Source organism: Bifidobacterium goeldii (assembly GCF_003951095.1).
GTDB classification, from domain to species: Bacteria; Actinomycetota; Actinomycetes; order Actinomycetales; family Bifidobacteriaceae; genus Bifidobacterium; species Bifidobacterium goeldii.
Window position 1 is genome coordinate 164,262 of the sequence record NZ_QXGL01000004.1, and the last position, 23,368, is coordinate 187,629.

Genomic DNA, 23,368 nt, shown 5'->3' on the forward strand with positions numbered 1-23,368 from the left:
CAAGCGTTACTCGAAGTCGCCAACCTTCACCACGGCTTTAGACACACCAGTGAACTTGCCTTCGAGGAAGTCCTGCACTTGTTCGAGCTTTAATTCGTGGCTGATCAGCGCGTCGATATTCATCTTGCCGGAAGCAACCAGTGCAATTGCATCACGGAAGGTAAGCGGGTTAATAAACGAGCCTTGAATCGTCAGCTGCTTTTTGTAAATGTCGTACGTATTCATTTCGAAGTGTGCTTCCTGCGGGCCAACACCGAACATCAGCACTTGCGCACCCTTCTTCGCGGCAGCAACAGCTTGAGCTTGCGTAGTTGGTAGGCCAACCGCTTCAACGATCACGTCGTACGAATCGGCAGGAATGGCTTCGCGTGTGGTATTAAACGTCTCGGTAACGCCGAACTGTTCTTTATTGCGCTGCAGTTTGTCGTCAACAATACCGGCAAGATCAACCTGATGTACACCGTAGGCCTGCAAGAGTTGCGCAAAAATCTGCCCCATGAATCCGTCGCCAATCACGAGCGCCTTCTGGTATGGGCGTAGTTTCAACAAATCGAGACCGTGTACTGCGCAAGAAACCGGTTCGATTGCGGCTGCATCTTTGAGCGCAACATTGTCGGGCAGCTGATACACCACGGTTGCGGGAGCGGTGAACTGCTCGGCAAGGCCACCGTTGCGAGTCACACCAACTGCAGAGAGATGATCGCATAGTTCTGGACGCTGGGTGAGGCAGAATTCGCACTGACCGCAGTAGATGTTCGGGTCTACGGCAACGCGATCGCCGACCTGCACATTGGTGACGTTTGCACCGACGGCAGCAACAATGCCAGAGTTCTCATGGCCGAGAATAATCGGCGGAACCGCAGCCGCAGAGCCGGGGCGGCCAGCGTAGAGATCATGATCAGTGCCGCACACGCCAGCATACGCGGTGTTGATCAGCACTTCGTTTGGCGTGATGTCTGGCGTGGGCAGGTTTTGGATGGCAAATTCTTTGACGCCGGTGAGTACGAGTGCCTTCATGACGGGTCCTTTCTCCGTTGAAAGTAGTAATGGCGGTTCATTCCGCGTGCTGATTGCCAGCATACACTTATTTAATATCTTTTGCAAATCGACTTTTATAAAGTATTTTTCCATGTCGATATCCTTGTAATTCCAACAATCCACGCCCTCACCAAGCCACAAAATACGCCACCGCTACAATGGGTGTATGAAGAACGCAATACCACAGCGGTATGCGATTCCGCACCGCTACTCAACTCGACCCGGCCTGTACTTCACTGAAGATGGAGGCGCGGACGCCGTAGTCCGCTCCGAAACCGCCGACCAAGTGTGGCTATGCGTCTACGAGCCCGTCGATCAACCGACCGCTTTCTTCAACGACGCAATCCGCATTTTTGAGGACTCCCCCGGCACGCTCCTCAGCCAAATGCACGATCATCCAGTTTGCACGCGCATTATCGAATCAATGTACGTGCGCGAAACCCTCTTCCGCATGGAAGGCCCCAACTACGGCCTGTGGTACGTCCACCTGCCCAAAGCATGGGATGGCATGCGCTACGCCTACCGCGTAGACGGCGCATGGGACCCGAAAAAAGGCCTGCGCTTTAACCCATACAAGCTGCTGCTCGACCCATATGGCAAAGGCATCGACGGTCACATGCAGCTCGACCCCGCCGCATTCTCCTACCAGTGCGAAATCAGCGAAGACGGCAAAGTCAAAGGCTCCGCATTCGGCGAAATGAGCACCGTCGACGCACTCGGCAAAATGCCCGTATCCGTCGCAATCGACGATCGCGACGTCACCAAGCACGATGGCGACCCCGTCCACCCGCACGTACCGTGGAGCAAAACCGTACTCTACGAGCTGCACGTCAAAGGCTTCACCAAGAACGCGCCTTGGCTACCTGAAGAACTGCGCGGCACCTATGCGGGCCTTGCACACCCAATTACACTGGCATATTTGCAAGGACTTGGCGTCACCTCGATTGAATTGCTGCCAATTCAAGCCAAACAAGACGAGCTCTTCCTGCAAGAGCGCGGTCGGCATAATTATTGGGGCTATTCAACTCTCAGCTACTTCTCCCCCGAGCCCTCATACGCCACTGCGGCAGCCCGCGCTAAGGGCGCTCGAGGTGTGCGCGAAGAAGTCATTAACATGGTCAATGCGCTCCATGAGGCTGGTTTTGAAGTCATTATGGACGTTGTATACAACCACACTTGCGAAGGCGGCGTTGAAGGACCAACCACATGTTGGCGCGGACTGGACGCGATTTCATACTATCGTCGGCAGAAAAACAATATCGGCCGACTCGAAGACACTACCGGCTGCGGTAACACGTTCGATTTTACGAACACGCACGTCGTAACCTTCGCGGTTGATTCGCTGCGTTACTGGGCGAAGCGCATCGGCATTGACGGTTTCCGTTTCGACTTAGCCGCCTCGCTCGCGCGTCTTGATGGCGAATTTACCAAGCATCACCCGTTCTTGTACGCACTGCGCTCCGACCTGCTGCTCGGCAATCTCAAGCTCATTATGGAACCGTGGGATTTAGGCCCGCAAGGTTGGCGTACCGGCGGTTTTGGTATGCCATTTAGCGAATGGAACGATCGATTCCGCGATACTACGCGGCGCTTCTGGCTCACCGATACGCAGCCTAGCGCGCAAGGCAGTATCGGCATGCAGGAAATGGCCACACGCCTGTGCGGTTCGGCTGACCTCTTCGCTACCGACCCCGGCCGCGGCTGTGTCGCATCGATTAACTATGTCGCTTGCCATGATGGTTTCACGCTCACCGATCTCACGCGATACGTGAACAAGCACAATGAGGCTAATGGCGAGAACAATATGGATGGTTCCAATACGAACCATTCCGTCAACTTCGGCGTCGAAGGCCCCACTGATGAGCCAACAATCGCGCGCAATCGCGAACGCGCCGCAATGAACATGCTCGGCACGCTGATGCTCTCGCTTGGCACGCCGATGATGCTCGCCGGTGACGAGTTTGCCAATTCGCAAAATGGTAATAATAACGCGTACGCGCAGGATAATGACATCACCTGGCTGAACTGGGATTGGCTCTATCAAACCAAGAAAACGCCTGAAATGCGCCGGCTAGAAACCGTGTCGCGTCTAATTGCTATCCGCAAATCGCTCGACTTGTATCATCACGAGGAGTTCTTCACCAGGCTCACTCAGCTGGGATTGTTCAAACCATCAAGCCGCGTGCAATGGTATTTGCCAGACGGCACCACGCCGATGGAACGCGACTGGTTCGATACGAGTGTGCGCACGTTCACGATGCGTCTACTCTCTGCCAACGAGATGGATATTCTCATCGTTATTAATGGCACTGATCAAGACCGCCACTTCCGTCTGCCTTCCGACTGCGATTGGCGCTGTGAGTGGAGTTCGAGCGTCGTGTGCGGTGTTATGCCAGGTCACGGCTTGCTCACACGCAAGCTCAACCCGCTTGAGTACCCTGACGACAATTGGACCAACGCGGTACACGATGCCGACCCAATCAGCGAACTCGTCGACATGGTACAAGCCAGCCTTGCTGCTCAGTCGAAGCTCGATAGGCCGCGTACACCACGCACCACCAATCTGGGGGCAGATCCGCATGTCACCATGGTCGGCGCAAATCATGACGCTGGCCGCCCGGGAGCCGCTGGTATTCCTGGTAACGCGCAAGGCAACGGCATTCTCAACATCGCCGGTGCAGTCGAAAATGATGACGATGCTGACGCCATCCACACTACCGACGACACGATGCGCGATATGTGGACGATTCCCGCGCTCAGCATTAGCGTTATGCGCCGCGAACAATAAGCAACCTTGGTGGCAGCTACTACATACAACGGTCGTAGCTGCCACCAAGCGCCACCAGCACCATCACACAGAGTCTTCTGCAAATACAAAATGGCCCCCGCACCAAACCAGTGCGAGGGGCCATTGCAGTATAAGCTGCCGGTAGACCTTAACGCTTCGAGAACTGCGGAGCGCGACGAGCCTTGTGCAGACCAGCCTTCTTGCGCTCCACAACGCGAGCGTCGCGGGTCAGGAAGCCAGCCTTCTTCAGGGCAGCGCGGTTCGCGTCACGATCGATAGCGTTCAGAGCGCGAGCGACACCCAGACGGATGGCGCCGGCCTGACCGGTGGTGCCGCCGCCGTCCACGAGGACGATGGCGTCGAACTTCTCTTCGAGCTTCAGGAGCACGATCGGGGAGTTAACTTCACGCTGCAGCAGCTTCGAGGGGAAGTACTCCTCGAGGGTGCGGCCGTTGATGGTCCACTTGCCGGTGCCAGGAACCAGACGCACACGAGCGACGGCTTCCTTACGACGACCAGTGCCATAGCCCGGAGCAATCGCAGAGGTGCCGGTGCCGGCGCCAGCGTTGGTCTCGGTGCTGTACGAGGTGAGCTCCTCTTCGGTCTCGAGAACCGCGGAGTCGTTGGTGTTTTCAGCCATGTTGGTTATCTCCCTTCGGTTCACTTGGCCTGCTGCGAGATCTGAGAGATCTCGAAGACGACGGGCTTCTGCGGAGTGTGCGGGTGCTCAGCACCGCGGAAGATGCGCAGACGATCCAGCTGCACCTTGGCCAGACGGTTCTTCGGGAGCATGCCCTTAACAGCGGCCAGGATGATACGCTCCGGCTTGTTCGCAAGCAGCTCAGCGTAGCTATCGCGACGCAGACCACCAGGACGACCAGAGTGGGAGTAGAGCTCCTTGCCCATCTTGTTGCCGGTAAGAGCGATCTTATCGGCGTTGATGATGATCACATGGTTGCCGGAATCGGCGTGCGGAGCAAAAGTCGGCTTGTTCTTGCCGCGCAGCAGGTCGGCGACCTGGGTGGCGAGACGACCGAGCACCACGTCCGTGGCGTCGACAATGTACCAGTCGTGAGTCAGATCAGCTGGTTTCGGTGTGAAAGTTTTCACAGTACGTACCTTTTCTTCATATTGTGTTCCGGGTTTCAGCTGCTCGGCGTGCACTTGGTTAGAGCGCGCGTTCGAGAGGCTTCGACCTCATTATCCGTGGGCTCCCTGAAAGTCCTATTGGCGAGTGGGAAAGCGCTTTGAAGGACCCCTTAGGGAAACACAACAATCGTCTATTGTAACGCTCGGCTTGACATTGTGCAATGCCGGGCGTGGCACTATGCAACGCCTACACAATGCAACGGCCCCGACCGGAAAACATCCGATCAGGGCCATTATGTAAAGAGGATTTGCGAGCCGATTACTTACCCTGCATCACGCGGGTCAGCGACTGCAAACGCGGATTGTCGAACAGCTTCTCCAACGGCACCACCTTGCCGTTGCCATCAGCCAGCGGAATACGCCAATTCGGATACTCATTATTCGTACCCGGCTGGTTCTGCGCGCGACGCTCACCAACACCATCAACAATGGATGCAGCCAGCAGCTTGCAGTGCGAACCGCGCAAACCGCGGTACAGTGCTTCGATAATCTGCTGTTCGTTAGCAGCCTCATCCTCAAGCAGCTTCGGATCAAGGTAGCCGTTATCGACCAGCATCGTCATCATTGCTTCATGCTCAGCCTTAGCGCTCTCCTTAAACTCTTCAACAGAGCCTTCGATCAAGCCGAGACGTTCACGCAATTCAACATGCTCGTATGCCAAGTAGCCAGCTGCTGGCGGCAGATCATGCGTATTGACGGAAGCCAATGCGTATTCGCGCCAATCCTTTGGAGCGCGGAACTTGCCATCCATCTGCTCGAACCATTCGACAGCGCAGCCAAGCACACCATGTGCAGACAGTGACGTCGACACATATGCCGGCACTACGCCCAGATCCTCACCAACTACTACGCCATGCGCGCGCTCAGCTTCAAGAGCCAGAATGCCCAACATAATGTTGGAATCGTAGTGCACGTAGGCGCCGTCCTTGGCGGTATGACCAGCAGGAATCCACCACAGGCGGAACAAGCCAAGAATATGGTCAATACGCACAGCACCCGCGTGAGCAAACGTGTCATGCACCATCTGACGATACGTGCGGTAGCCAGTGTTTTCCAAGTCGATTGGGCTCAGCGGCGGCTGGCTCCAATCCTGACCCTGCTGGTTGAAGTAATCCGGCGGGGCACCAACCGTCGCTCCCTTAGCAAAACGCTCCGGGTTCCACCACACGTCAGCGCCCAGCGGATGCACACCAACAGCCATATCAGCCATCAGGCCAATGTGCATGCCTTCAGCCTTCGCGGCCTTCTGCGCGCGGTCGAGCTGCTCAACAGAAATCCACTCGAGCCAACGGTAGAAGTCAAGCGTGTCAGGGAACTGGCGACGCAGTTCGCGCACTTCACGCGAATCACGGTTGAGGCGCTTCTCCCAGCTGCTCTCATCACCAGTAGGCGCACCCCACTTGTCATAGCACAAGCACCACGTAGCGTAAGCTTCAAGGCCTTCGCCGGCGCTGGCCTTGTACTCGTCAAAAGCCTTCTGGCGCTCAGCGGTGCGACCAGCCTTGAAGATCAGCCACAACGCGTGCATCTTCACGCGCCACATCACATCACGGTCAATGATTCGCGCATCATCGTTCAGCGGGGCTACCTGCGCGCGCAGTTCCTCAACCTGTGCGCGCGTAGCATCGTCAAGCTCATCGTATTCTTCGACCGCTTCAGGGCGAATGTAGGTGAAGTTGACAAAGCGGCGCGAGATTGGCAGATACGGGGAGGGAGTCAGCGGCGCCACCGGTTCAGCCGCGTGCAGCGGGTTCACCAGCAGGAAGTCAGCGCCGGTCTTACGACGAGCCTCAACCATCATGGTCTTCAGGTCTTCGTAATCGCCCACGCCCCACGAGCCAGCAGAACGAATCGAATACAGCTGAGCCATCCAGCCCCACAGCTGCGCATCTTCCATAGCTGGCAGCATCTTGATGCGCTCGGGCGCGCTAATGAGCGTAGCGTCCTGCGTTTTGTCACCGGCGGTGACGTGCAACGTGTGATAACCGATCGGCAGATCAGCGGGGATGATAATCGACGCGGTAGCGACAAAATGACCATCAATTTCGTACGCCTGCGATCCGTCGCCGGCTCCCGGCTCCAGTTCGCCGTCGTATTCTTCGCCGTTTTCCAGCGTGATGGTTGCTGACGGGATCTGCATAATGCCGGTGTTCACCAGCACTTGATCTTCTTTGCCAGCGGTATGCAGTACGGTCGGGGCGACCAGTCTGCGATGGCGTTCGTCAAGAATACGAACAATGGATGCATCAATAGCGTCGTCGTCGGAGGCGTCAATGCCTAGGGCTGCGAGCAGTTCGATCAGGACTTCGTCGCTGATCTCGTGGTAATCGTTAGTCATGCCTACGTAGCTCGTCGCCACGCCCACTAGCTGTGCAAGGTGGATCAGCGGCCGGGAGAGACGTTCCGCGCTTTCTGTTCTCTCTGTCATAGTTCATAGTGTAAGCCTCGTAAATGGCGGCGCGCGTGCGCCTCGCGCAAATTCGAGCACATTTTACGGCTAGTTTTCGCTTTTGTACCGGTTTTTGTGCATCTACGGGGGTATCAGCATGCAAACGATTGCATTTAGCAGCGCGGCGAACTAGTCAGAACTACACAGAACTGCACACAACTACCAGAGCGATGATTCCCCGTTATCGTCTCGAAGCTGCTTTCACTACTTCCGGAGCAGGATCTTCGCGCAGTCGAGCGAGCGTTTCCTCAGACGTGTTCGGGTTTAACGCCACCGCGCGGCGCACCATCGTCGCAAGGATCACCGGCGCTCCTTCTTCGCGGGTAACACCCAGCTCCGACAGCCAGTCCAGCGTTGCCGCGTCGAGATCCGGGTTTTGCGCGCCTTCCAGTCGCATTTTCCATGATGTGCGCTTATTACGCAGCGCCGCATCGCGCACTTCAGGCACAGCATCTTTAGTAAGTCGACCCACGAGCCAATTTTTATCATCTTCATTCGCAGCTACTGCGCGCCGCACTTCAGGCGAATCATCAACAGAAAGCTTGACGAGCACGTTCGGGAACGGCATGGTTTGTGCGAGCATGATGCGATCTTCTACCGGCGTGTGATTATTGCCAGCAACCGCTTCCAACAGTGCAGTAGCGCGGGAAAACGCCGCCTGATCTGAGCGGTCAGGTAGCGGACGGCGCGCAAATTCAGAAAGCTCAGCACTGTCAGTAGAGTGCCGCAACCGCTCATAGGTGGCGGTTAACGGCTCAAAATCAGCATCAGGTTGTGCGGCATCGTGACTCATGGCCACCACACTACCGTGCACACTGCACCACGCCAGCTTGCGGGGCAGCTTACGCGCAGCCGTGCGCTACGCAGCAATCGGGATTGGTCGACTGACGAGTTCGCCTGGCTGTGGCGTAATCGTCGCGGAGAAGCTTTCGCGCACGCGGCGCAGAAACTCTTCCTCGTGCTCTACCGGGAGAATAACGTCAAGGTTCACACGATCGCTATATTCTTCGTGTTCCAATCGCCCATCCAACGCGAACGCAATCTGCTGGAACATCGATAACTGTGGATATTGCAGCGCGACGTGATACCGGCGGCAGCTTTCAATGCGCGCCAAACGCGCGGCTTTAACACCCAGCGATGCTGTAGATGAGTATGCACGAATCAGACCGCCAGAACCGAGCAGAATGCCGCCAAAGTAGCGAGTGACCGTTACCACGCAATCAATCATTTCGTTTTGGCGCAGTACGTCAAGGATTGGTTTGCCAGCAGTGCCAGAGGGCTCACCATCGTCGCTCATCCGCTCACGTACGCGACCATCACCATCCACGCACATTGCGGCATATGCTACGTGCCGCGCTTTGGGATGCTGCTCGCGGATAGTTTCCACGAACGCGAGCGCATCATCGAGCGTGCCTACATGGCAAGCGTCGGCAATGAACTCTGACTTCTTCTCGACGAGCGTGTCATGCGCTGGAGCGTCAGGCGGATCGAGGATGGTCTTCATGTGCCGCAAGTCTAATGCGTGGACGATACGATTGCGCCGGATGTAATAATCGCGGTTGTTTTTTGTAGACCACAGACACAACTACGTAGCCAGTACGATGAGGTGATACGAACACCGCGAGCAGTCCACCGTCTCACATAGCGGACAGACACGCCGACGATTATGCACCATATACCCCCATAACCACGTTTCCACTCGATGTGATCGATAATGTCGTGGCGCAATTAGCCTTCCAAGGGTAGAATTGCCACGGAGACGGACGGACAATGGCGTACCTCCGGCTCCCTTGCTTAACTCTTACGCTGTACGTTGCAAGGGGGCCTCGCCATCAGCCCAGCATTATGAGTGTGTGCAGCTCTAGCAACCGTATTGCAATACAAAAAAGGTTTTGAGCGAACGCTCAAAACCCTTGTCGGCGGAGTCAGAGGGATTCGAACCCTCGAGCCGCGGAAAGCGACTAACACCTTAGCAGGGTGCCCCTATCGGCCACTCAGGCATGACTCCACGTTGCACACAACCGAAGCTGTATTGCGCAACAGCATGTTATCTTACCATCCGCCCCCGGACTACGCGACACGCGACACACGCGTACGCTATTTCGCTGGATTCGTATCCCCTGAGAACGTAATCACCACAGCCACAATCACCAGCGCAACACCAATCAAATCCCACACTGTTGGAATCTCACCAAACAGCAAGCCAATAAACACCGCAACCGCAGGATTAATCGATTGCATCACCGAGAACGCGCCAGAAGTTGTGCGGCGCATAATCACCTGGTCAATCACATACGGCATAAACGATGCAAATACTGCCACCACCAGCAGCAAACCCACCAGCTTCAACGCGCCAGCCGGCCCAACCGCCCATGTAGCTCCAGCTTTCGGCGCAATCGTATGACGCACAGCAGGCACCGCCAATACGAGCGATTGCAACACCCAACCAGCCAGCATGCCAACGCTGAGATTATCCAGCGAATTGCCACGCGCTGCCACGCGCCTGCCCATCACAATGTACACGCCCCACATTGAGCCGCCGATAAGAATCGCAATCAGGCCAATCAAAAAACGGCTACCGGTCGGAGCTGCCAGCGACATGCCAGCCAACAACAGCACGCCAGCCGCGGCCACAGCAATACCCAGTCGTTCACGCCACGATCGCCCAGCAATCACCGCGACTGTCAGCGGCCCCACGAATTCGATCGCTACCGCAATACCGACGTTCATATTGCTAATCGCCACGTAAAACATCGTGTTCATCAGCATAATCGACACACCGCATGCCACTACTACAACCCAATCGCGCACAGTATGCGGCAATCCAGCACGCTTATCAGCCCGCCACGGCCGGCGCCATGCAATGAGCAGCAATGCGGTAAACCCTACGCGATACCAAACCGCGTACAACGGATCCAACTGAGTGAACGCCAATTTGGCGACCAACGTGGCCGCATACATGAATATTGCCTCGCCCACAACAATGAGGAACACCGGCACACGATTGAGAACATCAAGCACAACTTTCTTCACACTCGCCACGCTAGCACCCATGTTCGGCCGTGAACGCACTGCGGCGCGGCGCAAACCGACTTGTACGCGCACCCGCACGAACATCATGATGCGCGTTTACGATGGTGGTATGAGCACCGCACCAAGACTGGCCGCCGCCAAACGCGATTGGGGGCATGATGAGACCGGTTGCACGGTGCTGCATATTGATATGGACGCGTTTTATGCGTCGCTAGAAGTCGCGCGTCACCCTGAACTGAAAGGCAAACCGGTTATTATCGGCACTGGCCCGCGTTCGGTAGTATCAGCGGCCAGCTATGAGGCCCGCCGCTACGGTATTAACTCAGCAATGCCCAGTGCGCGTGCACATCAGTTATGCCCTAACGGCGTATTTCTGCCGGTTGACATGACTTATTACCGCATGATGTCGCAGCGGATTTTTCGCGAGGTGTTCTCACAAATCACCAATCGTATTGAGAAAGTCTCGGTAGACGAATGCTATATGGACGTGTCTGGAGCACTCCTGCACTGGGATCGGCCGAGTGCGATCGGCGCGTGGATTCGCGCGGAGGTTGCTAGCCGCTATCATGTGACCTGCTCAGTTGGTATTGCCGCAAACAAACTCGTCGCAAAAATGGCGTCAACAAACGCAAAACCAGATGGCATGCTGTTAATTCCACTCGACCGTCATGCTGAGTTTGTACAAATGATGCCATTGCGCGGCATTCCTGGCATCGGGCCCGCACTGGAAAAACGCCTGCTTGCGTGGGGTGCCAATTCGGTAGCTGACTTGGCTGCGATGGATGAGGCATCACTGACTCGTGCTTGTGGTTCAGCAACGCTCGCACACGGATTATACTTAGCCTCGCGTGGGCAAGATACACGCGCAGTAACGCCATATACGCCTGAAAAATCGATTGGTGCAGAACGTACATTTTCGCAAGATACGCGCGATATGCGGCGTGTATGCGGATTGCTGCGATGGGCGTGCGATGATGTCGCATCATCGTTGCGGCGCAGAGGTTTACTTGCGCGTACCGTTACCGTAAAACTGCGGTTCGCTGACCTGACGTATATGACCAAAGCGCACACGATGGAACGCCCAGTGGATACTGCGAGCGCCCTGTATCCGCAATGTGTGACGCTGTTGCGCGCCATGCTCGGGGTTGCGCCGTCTGCCAGTGAGGATAGCGCGTTGCCGCGTGAGATTCGACTTGCTGGTATGAGCGCAAGCGGACTCGTGGAAGCTGCCGGCGCGGTGATTCAGCCTACGCTTGACGATTTGCTCGAGGAGACTGGCGCTTCTTCAGGTACTCAAGCGAGCACCCCAGCTGGCACTCATGCAGGCACTCAGGCAGGAGCAGCCGCCGCCCCTGCTCCTGCTACGAAAGCAACCCGCTTGCGCGAAGCTGAACAGGCGTTAGATGCAGTGCGCAGAAAATATGGCCATAAAGCCGCGAGTCTTGGATTGTGACCGGCGGCTGTATGGAACCTGCGGCTCTAACCAATGCGCACGCAGATTGTTAATGGGCTAAGCGCTCAGCAGCGTCGGCAATGGCCTGATCGGAGGCTGTCGCCGAGAAGCGCAGATATTCGGGCGCGCCGTAGAATTCACCGGGGCTTGCGATAATACCGATTTCAGCGAGCGCTGCCATATCTTTCCAGCAGTCGCCGGACTTGGCGCGAACCCACACGTAGAGTGCACCATCAGGCATGTTCGTTGCGTATCCGTAAGCGCGCAGAGCACTGACGAGTACACCAAGACGTTCACGATACCGATCATGCTGAGTGCGAGTAGCCTGCCGATCGCGCAAGCCTGCCGCCATTGCTGCTTGGACTGGGCCAGGGATTATTTGCCCGATCTGCTTACGATAGTCAGCCATCGGGTGGATCAACGCTGCATCGCCTGCAATAAACGCGGTGCGATACCCCGCCATATTGCTCTGCTTGCTCAGCGAATACAGAACCAACACGCCATCGGCTGTTCCACCGCATACGCGAGCGTCGAGCGCGCATGGCGCTGGGGTTGCCGGCGCATTCCAAGTCATCAGCGCATAGCATTCGTCAGATAGCACGACAGCGCCAATGTCGCGCGCAGCAGCGACGATACCGGCCATTTGTTCCACTGACAGCATGTCACCGGTCGGATTGCATGGCGAATTCACCCACACAGCCTTGACGCCTGGCATATTGCGCCATGAATCAACGTCGGCAACATCGGCAACTTTGAGCACGCGCGCGCCGGCTAGCTGCGTACCAATTTCATACGTCGGATAGGAGATCGCTGGCTGCACAATCACATCACCTTCGCCAAAGTGCAATAGCGAAGCCATCAGCGCAACCGCTTCTTTTGAACCGACCGTTGGCACAACAGCAGCATTGATTGCAGCAAGATCAACGCCACGCGAATCGCAGAACCATTCAGCAATCGCCGCTTGCAGGTCAGCAGTGCCAACGGTAGTTGGGTATCCGTATGCGTTCGGATCGTTCGCAGCGTTGGCAAGCGCGCTGCGTACCGACTCAGGGACCGGATCAACCGGGGAGCCAACTGACAGGTCGATCATGCCGCCGAACGCAGCTTTAGCAGTGCGCTTATAGCTCGCGATACGCGACCAGTCATATGGTGAGGCAAACGTGTGGAAACCCATGAATGCTCCTTGTGTTCCTGTAATGCGACTCAATACGACAATGGCCGCCGCGTGTGGCGACGGCCATGAGTTCAAGCGTCAAACTTGAATTGACTCACTGGTTTTGTGGGGGCAGTGCAGCTACCTGCTCAGGATCCTTACCGATCGGACCGTGTGCAGAAGCGCCGCCGAAATCGCCAACTTCAGCGAAGAAGTTAGCAGCAGCGTCCTTGTACCACGCCCACTCATCCGGCAGATCATCCTCGTAGAAGATGGCCTCGGTGGGGCACACCGGCTCGCATGCGCCGCAGTCGACGCACTCGTTCGGATTGATGTACAGCGAACGGGAACCCTCGTAAATGCAGTCAACGGGGCACTCGTCCACGCAAGCCTTGTCCTTGACATCCACGCAAGGCTGAGCAACAACGTATGGCATGGTGTTCTCCTTACTTTGAGCTCATTCAAGCCTAGTCCACAGTTCGGACGCGTGCCGCGCGCTCTCGTTCGCTGTACAGGCGGCTGATGTCGCTATGCTTTAACGGCGCTGTTGGCTTTGGCGAGCTCGTCGTCCAGCTCTTTATCCAGCTCGCCGGTACCGAGGCGTGCGTGGCGGTAGCTGTAGCCGAAGTACACGCAGAAGCCGACGATCAGCCACACGACGAAACGAATCCACGTGAGCACCGACAGGTTAAGCATGAGCCACAGGTTAGCCAGTGCGATCAGGATCGGCACCCACGGGTTGCCGGGCATCTTGAACGCGCGCGGCAGCTCCGGGCGCTTCTTGCGCATAATCGGCACAGACAATGCCACGAGCGTGAACGCGGACAGCGTGCCGATGTTCACCATGTCGCTCAGCACGCCGATGTCGAACAATGCGGCGACGAGTGCGACCACGACGCCCACGCAGATCTGCAGTGCGGCCGGCGTGCCGTGCTTGCCGGTCTTCGAGAGCCCTCGCGGCAGCAAGCCATCGCGGCTCATGGCGAACACCACGCGCGTCAAGCCCAGCAGCAGCACCATAACCACGGTGGCCAAGCCCAGCACGATACCGAAGCTGATGATTTTCGCGGCCCAGTTTGCGCCGACCAGCTCGAACGCGGTAGCCAGTGACGGGCTATCTTGTGCAGCGAGATCCTTGTAGGAGACCATGCCAGTGGTGACGATTGCGACGAGCATGTACATGACGATGATGAGCGCCATGCCTACGCCAATGCCGAGCGGCACGTTCTTCTTCGGGTTGATCGTTTCCTCAGATGCGGTGGCGACCACGTCGAAGCCGATGAAGGCGAAGAACACGAGCGCCGCGCCAGACAGGATGCCCGGCACACCGTAAATGCTCGGCGTCATGCCGGTGAAGAACTGCCACAGCGGCTGGGTCATTTCGCCCGTAACCATTGAGCCAGCGACAGCGGATGCTGGTTCGCTCGGCGGAACGAACGGCGTGAAGTTCGAGGCTTTCACGTAGAAGAAGCCCACAATCACTACGAAGAACACGATCGCGATCTTGAGTACGGTCATCGCGCCGTCAACGCGCGCGCCAATCTTCGTACCAAATACGAGCAACGTAGTGAAGAATGCGACGATAATAATCGGCGCAATATCAATATGGAATGAACCAAAGGTCAGGTTCGTGTTGAGTCCCCAGCCCATGAGGCGCATGAAATCGTTGAGATATACGCCCCAGTATTTCGAGATGACTGAGCCGGCCATCAACATTTCAAGAATCAAATCCCAGCCGATCACCCATGCCATGATCTCGCCGACCGTGGTGTAGGTGAACGTGTAGGCGGAGCCTGCAACCGGGATCATGGATGCGAATTCGGCGTAGCACATGACGGCCGCGCCGCACACGATGCCGGCGATCAAGAAGCTGATGATTACCGCGGGGCCAGCATGGAATGCAGCTGCCTGCGCACCAACGGAGAAGATGCCGGCGCCGACCGCGACGGCCACGCCCATGATGGACAAATCCCACCACGTAAGGTTGCGTTTGAGTGAGCGTCCCTCTTCGCCAGTCTCGGCGATGGTCTGCTCAACTGATTTTGTTCGGAATATGTGCATGGACATAGGCTTCGTCTTCTCTTGATTCGGCTGATTATCAACCATCGAGCATAGGCGAAGCGTGTTACATCACGCAAGAGAGCGAGACACGGACCGAGACAGGCACATGTTGTACTGCGATTCGCACCTCGCTCTTGTGATGGTATTGACGCTGCTGCAGCGGCAATTGTTAGCGCAAATCGATGCCAATAACTACCGGTTCAGGAATCAGTCGAACACCAAACGCCTGTTCAACACCGTCTTGTACCGTTTTGGCAAGAGCAGCCACGTCAGCAGCGCTCGCTCCCCCGCGGTTGGTCAGCGCGAGCGTGTGCAAAGTAGACAGTCCAGCACGCGCATCTGCCGTGACTGTAAATCCCTTGTGGAAGCCTGCATGATCGATGAGCCACGCAGCAGAAGTTTTTACCCCTAGCGTGCCGTCTGGCAAAGTTGCATCGAAGCGCGGCGCATCTGCTGGCAGCGTGGCAGCAGCTTCAAGCGTCAGAATTGGATTCATGAAGAAGCTGCCGCAGCTGTGGCGATTGTAGTCAGGTGTGAGTGCTGCTAGTTCTTCGCGCTCATCACTGGGCGTTGAGGATGCGCTAGCCGCGTTCTGCTGTGCAGCCTGCGCGCGCTGTGCAATCGCAACCTGGTCAGTGCGCTTAGTACCAGCCATTGCAGGCGTGGCATAACGACCAGCGTCCTCAAGCATGCCTTTCGCTGCGCGCACTTTCAATACAGCATTGCGAATTGTCTGTGTTTCCATGCGATCGCCAACTTCAACGCCCAGCGCTTTTGCCAGCTGACCGTAGCCGACAGTGCCGGTAGCACTGTGGCGCAGCGCAAAAGTAACGGAGAGCACTACGTAACGCGGGGTTGGGAAGAAGTCTGCGGCTGGCGTTGCCGGTGCCGTGTACATGCTGGCTTTGAGTTTGCTCATGCGGTAGCCGAAGCCCATGTCAGCTGCGGCGATCTCAAGCGTTTTTTTATCTTTGCGATCCCATACTTCAACAGTTTCGACAGTTGAAGCGACTTCCTGACCGTATGCGCCAATGTTTTGCACTACCGATGCGCCAACGGTTCCTGGAATACCAGAAAGGCCTTCAACACCTTCGAGACCGAGCTCGACGGTGAATGCGACGAAATCATCCCAATTGCAGCCGGCTTCCGCGTTGATGTGAACAGTGCGTTCGCCATTTTCAACCGGTGCAGCTTCATCCGGTACGGTGATACGGCGGCGCGCATCGCGAATGACTACGCCATTGAATGGTTCATCAGCAACGAGCATATTGGAACCGCCACCGATCACGCATAAAGGCAAGCCTTTTGCATCCGCGTCTTCAACGGCTTCAATAACGCCAACGCGTGAGGTAGGTTCGAGAAAACGTGCAATATGGCCGCCAACGCCAATAGTGGTGATATCCGCAAAAGAAGTCATGATTGTCAGCATAAACAAAAAACCCGACCGAATTGGTCGGGTTTACAAGCTTTAATTGATCCGGCTCAGCGGGTCTCGCGGTGCACGGTCTGCTTGCCGCAGCGGGGGCAGAACTTCTTGAGCTCAAGACGATCCGGCGTGTTGCGACGGTTCTTCGTCGTGATGTAGTTACGCTCCTTGCACTCGGTGCATGCCAGCGTGATGCCCGGACGGATGTCGGCGCTCTTGCTTGCCATTGGGTTCACCTCTTGTGTTCGTTGACTGCCGACTTCCTGTCGGCGTTTGTAGCGAGAAAGAGACTCGAACTCTTGACCTTACGATTATGAGTCGTACGCTCTAGCCAGCTGAGCTATCCCGCCAGAGAGCCCCGAGTGAGAATTGGACTCACGACCTCTTCCTTACCAAGGAAGTGCTCTACCACTGAGCTATCGGGGCGTGGCGGATAGTGGATTCGAACCACTGAAGCACGAGGCGACTGATTTACAGTCAGTTCCCTTTGACCGCTTGGGAAATCCGCCGTGTTACCTCAAGCGACCTAAGCCGTAATTGGCAACTCGAATAATATGCCATGAGTTGAGCGACTTCGCAAGTTCGGTGCTGTTACGGCGTGTCTCGTTGCAATTCTTGGGTTTTGTGGTGGTGAGCGTGCAGGTGACCTCCGATCGATCTTTGTTCTTTTGCTGTTTTTGCTGCTGATTATGCTGCTACATACGCCGTCTTAGCGACGCGGGGAACAGACGACGGCGCAGACGAACGAATGGCGGTTGCATGGTTCCGATTCGCGCAAACAGCGCGTGTACTGTAGCTAGGTCATCGCCGAGCTTGTTTGCCGGAGCACCATCCAATGCGCCGAAGGAGATTGCAACAATTTGATCTGCGATACGGCAAATGATCTGGTATACAGCGTCTCTTGCCCTATCCCCCGTGGGATCGGGAGCACTATCAGCTGCGATGTCACTGGCAGAGTTCTCGTCGGCTGCACTATCAGGCAGCTCATCGGAGATATGCGTGAGATCATCGTTCAAAGCAATAGCGTCCCTGTCCGGCTTGCTCAACGCATCGGCGATAATCCATGCGATAGCGCGTTCAGTGTCTGAACTGTTCCATCGCACGCCATAATCCCATGCGGTATCGCAAAGTTCTTGCCACGCTGCGAACCATGCGCGCGTAGTATTCGCTGAGTTATCTTCGGGCGTATTGTCTTCTGCTGCCGCCGTAGCGATCGCGGTTAGTCGACGGCGACGCCGACGTTGACGAATCAGCGAAGGCGTGGCGAGCAACGCGCATAATATCGCTGCTGCGAGTACGAGCCACATAAGCACTTGCGCCCATAGTGGCAAAGCAACCGCAGCAACGGATGTATTCGCACCATTGGTTTGCTGGCGTTTGCTGGTGTCATTACCAGTTTCAGTGTTGCTTTGATCTTCGTTCTGCGTGGTATCAGACTGAGTTTGATCTTGCTGCGTATCGTTATTCTGCGCGGAATCTTGCTGCTGCGGAGAAGAATCGCTGTTTTGATCCTGCGTAGCGTTGCTGTCCGTATTCGCTGCTGTTTGGCTCTCAGCACTGCCGTTATCGACGCTGGCGGGTGTCACATCGAATGGAATCCAGCCGATTCCGCTGATATATGCTTCAACCCACGAATGCAATTGCTTGGCCGCAACATCATATTCACCGTCAGCATTGGCCGCCCCAACGCCCTTGTTGTAGCCGAGCACCATGCGCGTGGGCACACCCATTGCACGGCCGAGCACGGCGAGCGCTGAGGCGTAGTGCGCACAGTAGCCCGCCTTCGATTCGAGGAACCGCCCGATCATCTCCATGTTGTCGCGTCCGTTGCCGTCCGGCGCGTCAAGCGAATAGGTGAACCCGTTGTCTTCGTTAGTGAAGTAGTCGACCAGCCATCGCATCGCGGCAACCTGATCCTCGTATCCGCTGCCGGTGACGTTCACGCCGGCAGCCTTGGCCTGTGCGACGATGTCGGTAACCTCCTTCGGCAGCTCGTCGGGCAGGGCGAGGTAACGGCTGCGCACGGCTTTGTCGTTTTGGGCGACGCTTTGGGTCAACTCATCGGCCACTTCGGTATAGCCGAAACTGTTGACCATCGAGCTCACCGACAGTCCTCCGGCGCTCAATCCGAGTGCGTTGCAGACGCTCGACATGTCCTGCGTGGCCGCATCGAGATAGGTGTTCATGCCGTAGGCGGCCATATCGCCGTTCGCATTCTGCTCGGCGGCGATGCCGGAGTACACCGCTTCCGGGTTTTCGACGGACAGGATCAGCGTGCTGTTGCCTTGCTTGTCGGCGGCGACGCCGTACATGTCGTCGTCGCTCAACGCAACGCGTTTTTTGAAATCGTCCGAGAATGATCCCAAATCGTATGCGGTGTTTGCTTTGCCGTCCTTATCGGTATAGATTCCGTCGACCTGCGCGGTGCCAACCTCTTCGCCGTTACTGTCGACGAAGCGGTAACCATCGATCAGCTGAAGGGGGATCATCAGCCAGTTGCCGTGGATATCGCCGGCGCCGTTGTGAGCCAGTTGTTTGCGCAGCTTGGTGCGATCGTTCCACTGTTCGGTAGTAGCCTGCGCCTGCTGGATAAGCGTTTCACGCATCGTTTCGATATTGCTGATTTGTTGGAATCCAGCATCACTGGAGATTGGGTCGAGGTATATGCCTTGCGAGCCGTATTGCATGTCCGGCGTGGTGGTATCGGTGCGGTTATACACCGTGCCATCCTCGTATTGAATCCACCCGGAGGTGGCGCCAGTTACGTTATAGGGAATGCCTGCTACCGGCAGGAAGCGCGAGCTCAATGTGCCGATAATAGCCCGCATAGACGCTCCATAAGTACTGTCTGAAGAATAGCCGGCAGAATAGCCGTCTGGCATGATGCCCATCAGACTCATGTAGGCAACCATCGGGTTGGCTGTCATGCTGTCAATATATTGGCGCCATGATGAGGCACTGAAACGACCATATTGCCTACCGCTGCTGTTGTTATCGTCCGCATTGCGCCCGAGTTGGATGCCAGAGCCGTAGAATCCGCCATCTTTAGCAAGGTCCTCGTCGAAACTCCATGTATCACCGTCGAACCCGTCCAGCGTAGTCATGCGCAAATATCGGCGTTCTCGCGACTCGTAGCTCATCACAATCGAATCAGATCCGCCTTCCAGCGAACGTTTGAGATCCACCATTGGATTAATGGTGTTAGCTGAGAGCAGTCCTTTCGATTCGCCAATCGATAATGGCACTGCATACGCGAAGCTCACAGCAGCAGGTGTTAATGCCAACACCATTGCAGTGACGACTACTGAGGCAGTCACTGGTACTACTGGCAATATGCGTTCTGTATGAATTGCCCATAGTGATAGCAGGAATGCGACGATCAATACACCGATTTGCCACCACTGCGATTGCGTACCAACTAGTGCAAAACTTGCTGCAAGCGTGGCGAGCGGGAGCAATGCGAGTATCGGCGTAATACGACGCCACACCAGCAAGCAACGCATCACAATCGCTACAACCGCAACAACCGCTACCAGTAGTACGTCGCCCAACGCATTCACCTTCACTGGCGGCAGTTGAACAATAAGCGCATCAAAACTGCGAGAGAACACCAAATCGAGGTAATCCCATACGGATGGCAACACTACTGTTCCATTCGCAACCCCATCAGATGATGCCGTTTGCGCATCTGGAATATGAAACAGCCATACGCCAGTAAGTTCATGAATACGAATAATGGTGAGCACCGCACATGTCATCAATATCCCACAGATGACTCCCACCATGCGTATGACTTCGCGCTTGGGCGTTTTAGGTGGAATATTCGCTTCAACGCTAATACCCGCGAGCGCAGCAGCCGCAAACCAGAGCCACCAGTTAACAGAAATAATGCTGGTTAATGCTTGTAATGTCACGCCGAAGAACACCAATAAGCACAACGTGTTCAACACGCACGATAGTGGAACAGCAGTTTTTGCGTATGCCGCATTGCGATACGGTTTGGCGTCCACAACAGGCTGATGGAATACTGCATCATGGAATACGCGATTTTGCGCTGAACTGGCATTCACCGTACGCTGCACACGCAGTCGATCGCCAACTGTGCTCGCACGTAATGCTTGCGCGTACGAGCTGTGTGGATTTGGCGTAAGTAACAGTACGCTTACGACGCCTTGTTGTTCTGCAGCCAGTTGCGAAACCGCATCCGCGCGGCTAGATGCCGAAGACCACGCCGACGACACTGACGAAGACGCTGACGCTGACGAAGACGATTGCGTGGCAGCAACAACACTGGTGAGTTTCACTGCTGTACTCGCTGCAGCAGCATCGTGCTCGTCTTTGCCATGCGCAGTGTCGGCAGTATCAGTCGGTGTGATTGGTCGGCATGCGGCAAGCAATCGCATCGCATCGGTTGTGTCGTAGCCAATGCGCACACCGTCTGTTACGACTATTCGCCGCTCTCCGCCATTGGTGGGCTGACGCAATAGTGACCATGCGGCGAGTACTTCAGCGTTAACATCCTCATCGCTTATCACGTTTGTGCCTGCTACCTCGTTTGCCTCACTCGACAACGTGCGCAGATCATCGCTGAGCGCTGGGTCATTGTCGTCATTGCGCGTATCAAGCACGATAATGACGGTGGATCGCACGTCGCGTCCGGTTTCGCGAGTCATCAGCGTCCCGCGATGCGCAGTTTGCTTCCATGAGATCAGTTTGGGTGGGTCTCCGGGCTGATAGGCGCGTACACTGCCAGCGTTTTCAGTTTGTGATTGCCCTTGTAGCCGCTCATCAATGGCTCTCATGCCATTCGATGAGTCGTCAGCCTGTTCTGGCAGAACGATCGCTTCACCATCGTCAGTAAATACTCGTCGTAGTGCAAACAAGTTAAACGGTTCATGCCATCGCGCCACGACAGACAAGCAGCGATACCATCCGCGGCATTGCGGCAATGCTCCACTGAGACGGTCAACAACCCGCCCATCTTGATCCAACTGTTCAAACTGCCGGCGGAATTGCACGCTCGCCGGCAGTAGGATGCGTTGAATCCGCGAAGCAACAGCAATCGGCGCTACGAAATCTACTCTGCTGCCACGCTGCTGATGATACGCACGTAACCGCCCCAACAGTCGTATACACGCGCCGCGAATGCCATGCGCTATCGATTGATCAGTATTATCTCTGCTGCTGGTACGGCTCTCATTGCGTTCAGGCGTTACCCATTCGCTATGTTGCGCAAGCGCATTCGGGCGCATCAGCGCCCACTGTGCAATTGCTAACAGTAACGCCACGCCCCAAATAATTGTTAGGGTAAGCGCCGCAGCCATAAGCGCACGATCATCAAGCAGCAAGCCCGCATACCAAGCAATCGCAGCAAACACTGCAACAGTGATGCCACCTACTGTAGGTCGAATACAACCATGGCGAATCCAATAACGATGCGCCGCGTCTCGCCTATCAGTCACACGCATAATCCTGTTATGCCAGCGCACAGCAGGCGCAGCAGATTGCCGAACAGCTGTCTTGCTCTTCGCTGTATGTACTCTGCGCGTATGCCTTGCTGGTGACATGATCGTCTACTATCTCACCGCAGATGCGCGCGCTGCATCTGCTCGCGGCACTGGTGTACGGTCAACGATGTCGTCAATCACTGCTCGCGCATGTTCCATTGACGATAAACCGTATCCTGTCTCGCTGAGTACCAGTCGATGTGCCAACACTGGCACGGCCACCGCTTGCACATCGTCAGCCATTACAAACCCGCGCCCCTCAGCTAATGCTCTCGCGCGAGCCAAAGCTGCAATATTGAGGCTGCCTCGCGGAGAAGCACCATATCGCACACCATCATGATCGCGAGTCGCCGTCACCAAGGCGACGATGTAATCCGCCAGCGGGCTAGCCAACATCACTTTGCGGCATTCAGCGCGCAGCCATCGAATCTGTTCAATCGTGCACACTTGGCGCAGTGTTGCCAATGGTTCAAACGTGTGCTCGCCAGTAAGCATTGCCGCTTCCGCAGACGCACTTGGATAGCCAAAACTCATACACGTCATAAAACGATCCAATTGTGCTTCCGGCAGCGGATACGTGCCTTCAAGCTCAATCGGGTTCTGCGTGGCAACAACAAAATACGGGTCAGGCAAGTCGTACGTATTGCCGTCAACGCTAATGCGCCGCTCCCCCATTGCTTCAAGCATGGCAGACTGTGCTTTCGGATTAGCACGATTCACCTCATCAGCAATCACAATATTGGCAAACAGTGGGCCTGGGTGAAAATCAAAACAGCCCGTAGCCTGTGAGTACACACTCACACCCGTCAGGTCGCTTGGCAGCAAATCCGGCGTGAACTGAATACGATGCGAAGAGCCGCCAATCGCAATACTCAGTGCACGAGCCAGTGTGGTTTTACCCACGCCTGGCACGTCTTCAAGCAGCAGATGACCACCTGCAACGAATGTGGCAACAGCCAGCTCAATCACATCGCGCGAACATGACAGGACTGCCGCAAGAGCATCCACAATCGTGGTAATAGATTCTTCCGGGCGGGCATGATCAGTGCTAAAGGTATGAGCATTCGCGATGTCGTCCATCATGTCCCCCTGCATTTGCGACTCTGCAACTATTGCCAGTATACCGCGATGGGATTACCCATTCTGCTATGCGCTTGAACATGAAACGGCGTGTTGCCTACGGTACCGCCTACTGCGCGGCGTGTACTACTGTACGTTTTCACCATGTTGCACACCATACAGTTGTGCAACATACACGAAGGCCTCCAGCTCTTATGAGCCAGAGGCCTTCGTACGCAATCAATCAGTCGA

At 56.0% G+C, this 23,368-nt stretch carries 16 protein-coding genes and 4 tRNA genes; 2 read left to right on the top strand and 18 right to left on the bottom strand.

Annotated elements, in window-relative coordinates; all coding sequences use genetic code 11:
• Nucleotides 1-6 precede the first annotated feature (6 nt).
• Nucleotides 7-1,017 carry a zinc-dependent alcohol dehydrogenase family protein gene (locus D2E25_RS07400; protein WP_125981379.1) on the bottom strand — a complete coding sequence of 337 codons (1,011 nt, stop codon included), beginning with the start codon at nucleotides 1,015-1,017 and terminating at the stop codon, nucleotides 7-9.
• 187 nt (nucleotides 1,018-1,204) lie between these two features.
• On the opposite strand from D2E25_RS07400, the gene glgX reads away from it, so the two are divergent.
• A complete protein-coding gene (glgX, locus tag D2E25_RS07405) occupies nucleotides 1,205-3,826 on the top strand; it encodes a glycogen debranching protein GlgX (protein WP_125981382.1) in 2,622 nt (873 codons plus the stop codon).
• 148 nt (nucleotides 3,827-3,974) lie between these two features.
• Here the strand turns inward: glgX and rpsI are convergent, their stop codons facing one another.
• The 7 genes from rpsI to D2E25_RS07440 form a co-directional block, all read right to left on the bottom strand.
• Complete coding sequence (rpsI, locus tag D2E25_RS07410; protein ID WP_125981385.1) at nucleotides 3,975-4,466, bottom strand: 30S ribosomal protein S9; 492 nt, start codon at nucleotides 4,464-4,466, stop codon at nucleotides 3,975-3,977.
• A 20-nt stretch (nucleotides 4,467-4,486) separates the two neighbouring features.
• Nucleotides 4,487-4,936, bottom strand: a complete 450-nt coding sequence (rplM, locus tag D2E25_RS07415; RefSeq protein ID WP_125981387.1) for a 50S ribosomal protein L13 — start codon at nucleotides 4,934-4,936, stop codon at nucleotides 4,487-4,489.
• Nucleotides 4,937-5,234: 298 nt separating this feature from the next.
• Entirely contained in the window at nucleotides 5,235-7,403 is a 2,169-nt protein-coding gene (malQ, locus tag D2E25_RS07420) for a 4-alpha-glucanotransferase (RefSeq protein ID WP_125981389.1), read from the bottom strand.
• Nucleotides 7,404-7,605: 202 nt separating this feature from the next.
• A complete protein-coding gene (locus tag D2E25_RS07425; protein WP_125981391.1) occupies nucleotides 7,606-8,217 on the bottom strand; it encodes an AbrB family transcriptional regulator in 612 nt (203 codons plus the stop codon).
• Between the two features lie 66 nt (nucleotides 8,218-8,283).
• A complete protein-coding gene (locus D2E25_RS07430) occupies nucleotides 8,284-8,928 on the bottom strand; it encodes an IMPACT family protein (RefSeq protein WP_125981395.1) in 645 nt (214 codons plus the stop codon).
• 416 nt (nucleotides 8,929-9,344) lie between these two features.
• Nucleotides 9,345-9,432: transfer RNA gene (locus tag D2E25_RS07435), tRNA-Ser, on the bottom strand.
• Between the two features lie 89 nt (nucleotides 9,433-9,521).
• Nucleotides 9,522-10,457, bottom strand: a complete 936-nt coding sequence (locus D2E25_RS07440; RefSeq protein ID WP_164514768.1) for an EamA family transporter — start codon at nucleotides 10,455-10,457, stop codon at nucleotides 9,522-9,524.
• Nucleotides 10,458-10,566: 109 nt separating this feature from the next.
• On the opposite strand from D2E25_RS07440, the gene dinB reads away from it, so the two are divergent.
• Nucleotides 10,567-11,910, top strand: a complete 1,344-nt coding sequence (gene dinB / locus D2E25_RS07445) for a DNA polymerase IV (RefSeq protein WP_125981396.1) — start codon at nucleotides 10,567-10,569, stop codon at nucleotides 11,908-11,910.
• A 49-nt stretch (nucleotides 11,911-11,959) separates the two neighbouring features.
• On the opposite strand, the gene dapC is transcribed toward dinB, so the two are convergent.
• The 10 genes from dapC to D2E25_RS07495 form a co-directional block, all read right to left on the bottom strand.
• Nucleotides 11,960-13,084: a succinyldiaminopimelate transaminase gene (gene dapC, locus D2E25_RS07450; RefSeq protein WP_125981398.1), complete on the bottom strand. Its 1,125-nt coding sequence runs from the start codon at nucleotides 13,082-13,084 to the stop codon at nucleotides 11,960-11,962.
• A 94-nt stretch (nucleotides 13,085-13,178) separates the two neighbouring features.
• Nucleotides 13,179-13,499 (bottom strand): ferredoxin, encoded by a 321-nt coding sequence (gene fdxA / locus D2E25_RS07455; protein WP_094666703.1) that lies wholly within the window; start codon nucleotides 13,497-13,499, stop codon nucleotides 13,179-13,181.
• A gap of 92 nt (nucleotides 13,500-13,591) precedes the next feature.
• The gene (locus D2E25_RS07460; protein WP_125981525.1) at nucleotides 13,592-15,124 is read right to left on the bottom strand and encodes an amino acid permease; all 1,533 of its coding nucleotides are present in this window, start codon (nucleotides 15,122-15,124) and stop codon (nucleotides 13,592-13,594) included.
• 169 nt (nucleotides 15,125-15,293) lie between these two features.
• On the bottom strand, nucleotides 15,294-16,541 hold the full coding sequence (locus tag D2E25_RS07465; protein ID WP_125981401.1) for a UDP-N-acetylmuramate dehydrogenase: 1,248 nt from the start codon (nucleotides 16,539-16,541) through the stop codon (nucleotides 15,294-15,296).
• Between the two features lie 65 nt (nucleotides 16,542-16,606).
• Entirely contained in the window at nucleotides 16,607-16,777 is a 171-nt protein-coding gene (gene rpmG, locus D2E25_RS07470) for a 50S ribosomal protein L33 (protein WP_003814458.1), read from the bottom strand.
• 49 nt (nucleotides 16,778-16,826) lie between these two features.
• Nucleotides 16,827-16,900, bottom strand: a tRNA-Met gene (locus D2E25_RS07475).
• Nucleotides 16,901-16,904: 4 nt separating this feature from the next.
• A tRNA-Thr gene (locus D2E25_RS07480) sits at nucleotides 16,905-16,976 on the bottom strand.
• A gap of 1 nt (nucleotide 16,977) precedes the next feature.
• Nucleotides 16,978-17,059 (bottom strand) — tRNA-Tyr (locus D2E25_RS07485).
• A 186-nt stretch (nucleotides 17,060-17,245) separates the two neighbouring features.
• The gene (locus D2E25_RS07490; RefSeq protein ID WP_164514765.1) at nucleotides 17,246-22,012 is read right to left on the bottom strand and encodes a transglutaminaseTgpA domain-containing protein; all 4,767 of its coding nucleotides are present in this window, start codon (nucleotides 22,010-22,012) and stop codon (nucleotides 17,246-17,248) included.
• 114 nt (nucleotides 22,013-22,126) lie between these two features.
• A complete protein-coding gene (locus tag D2E25_RS07495) occupies nucleotides 22,127-23,140 on the bottom strand; it encodes an AAA family ATPase (RefSeq protein WP_241217092.1) in 1,014 nt (337 codons plus the stop codon).
• Nucleotides 23,141-23,368 lie beyond the last annotated feature (228 nt).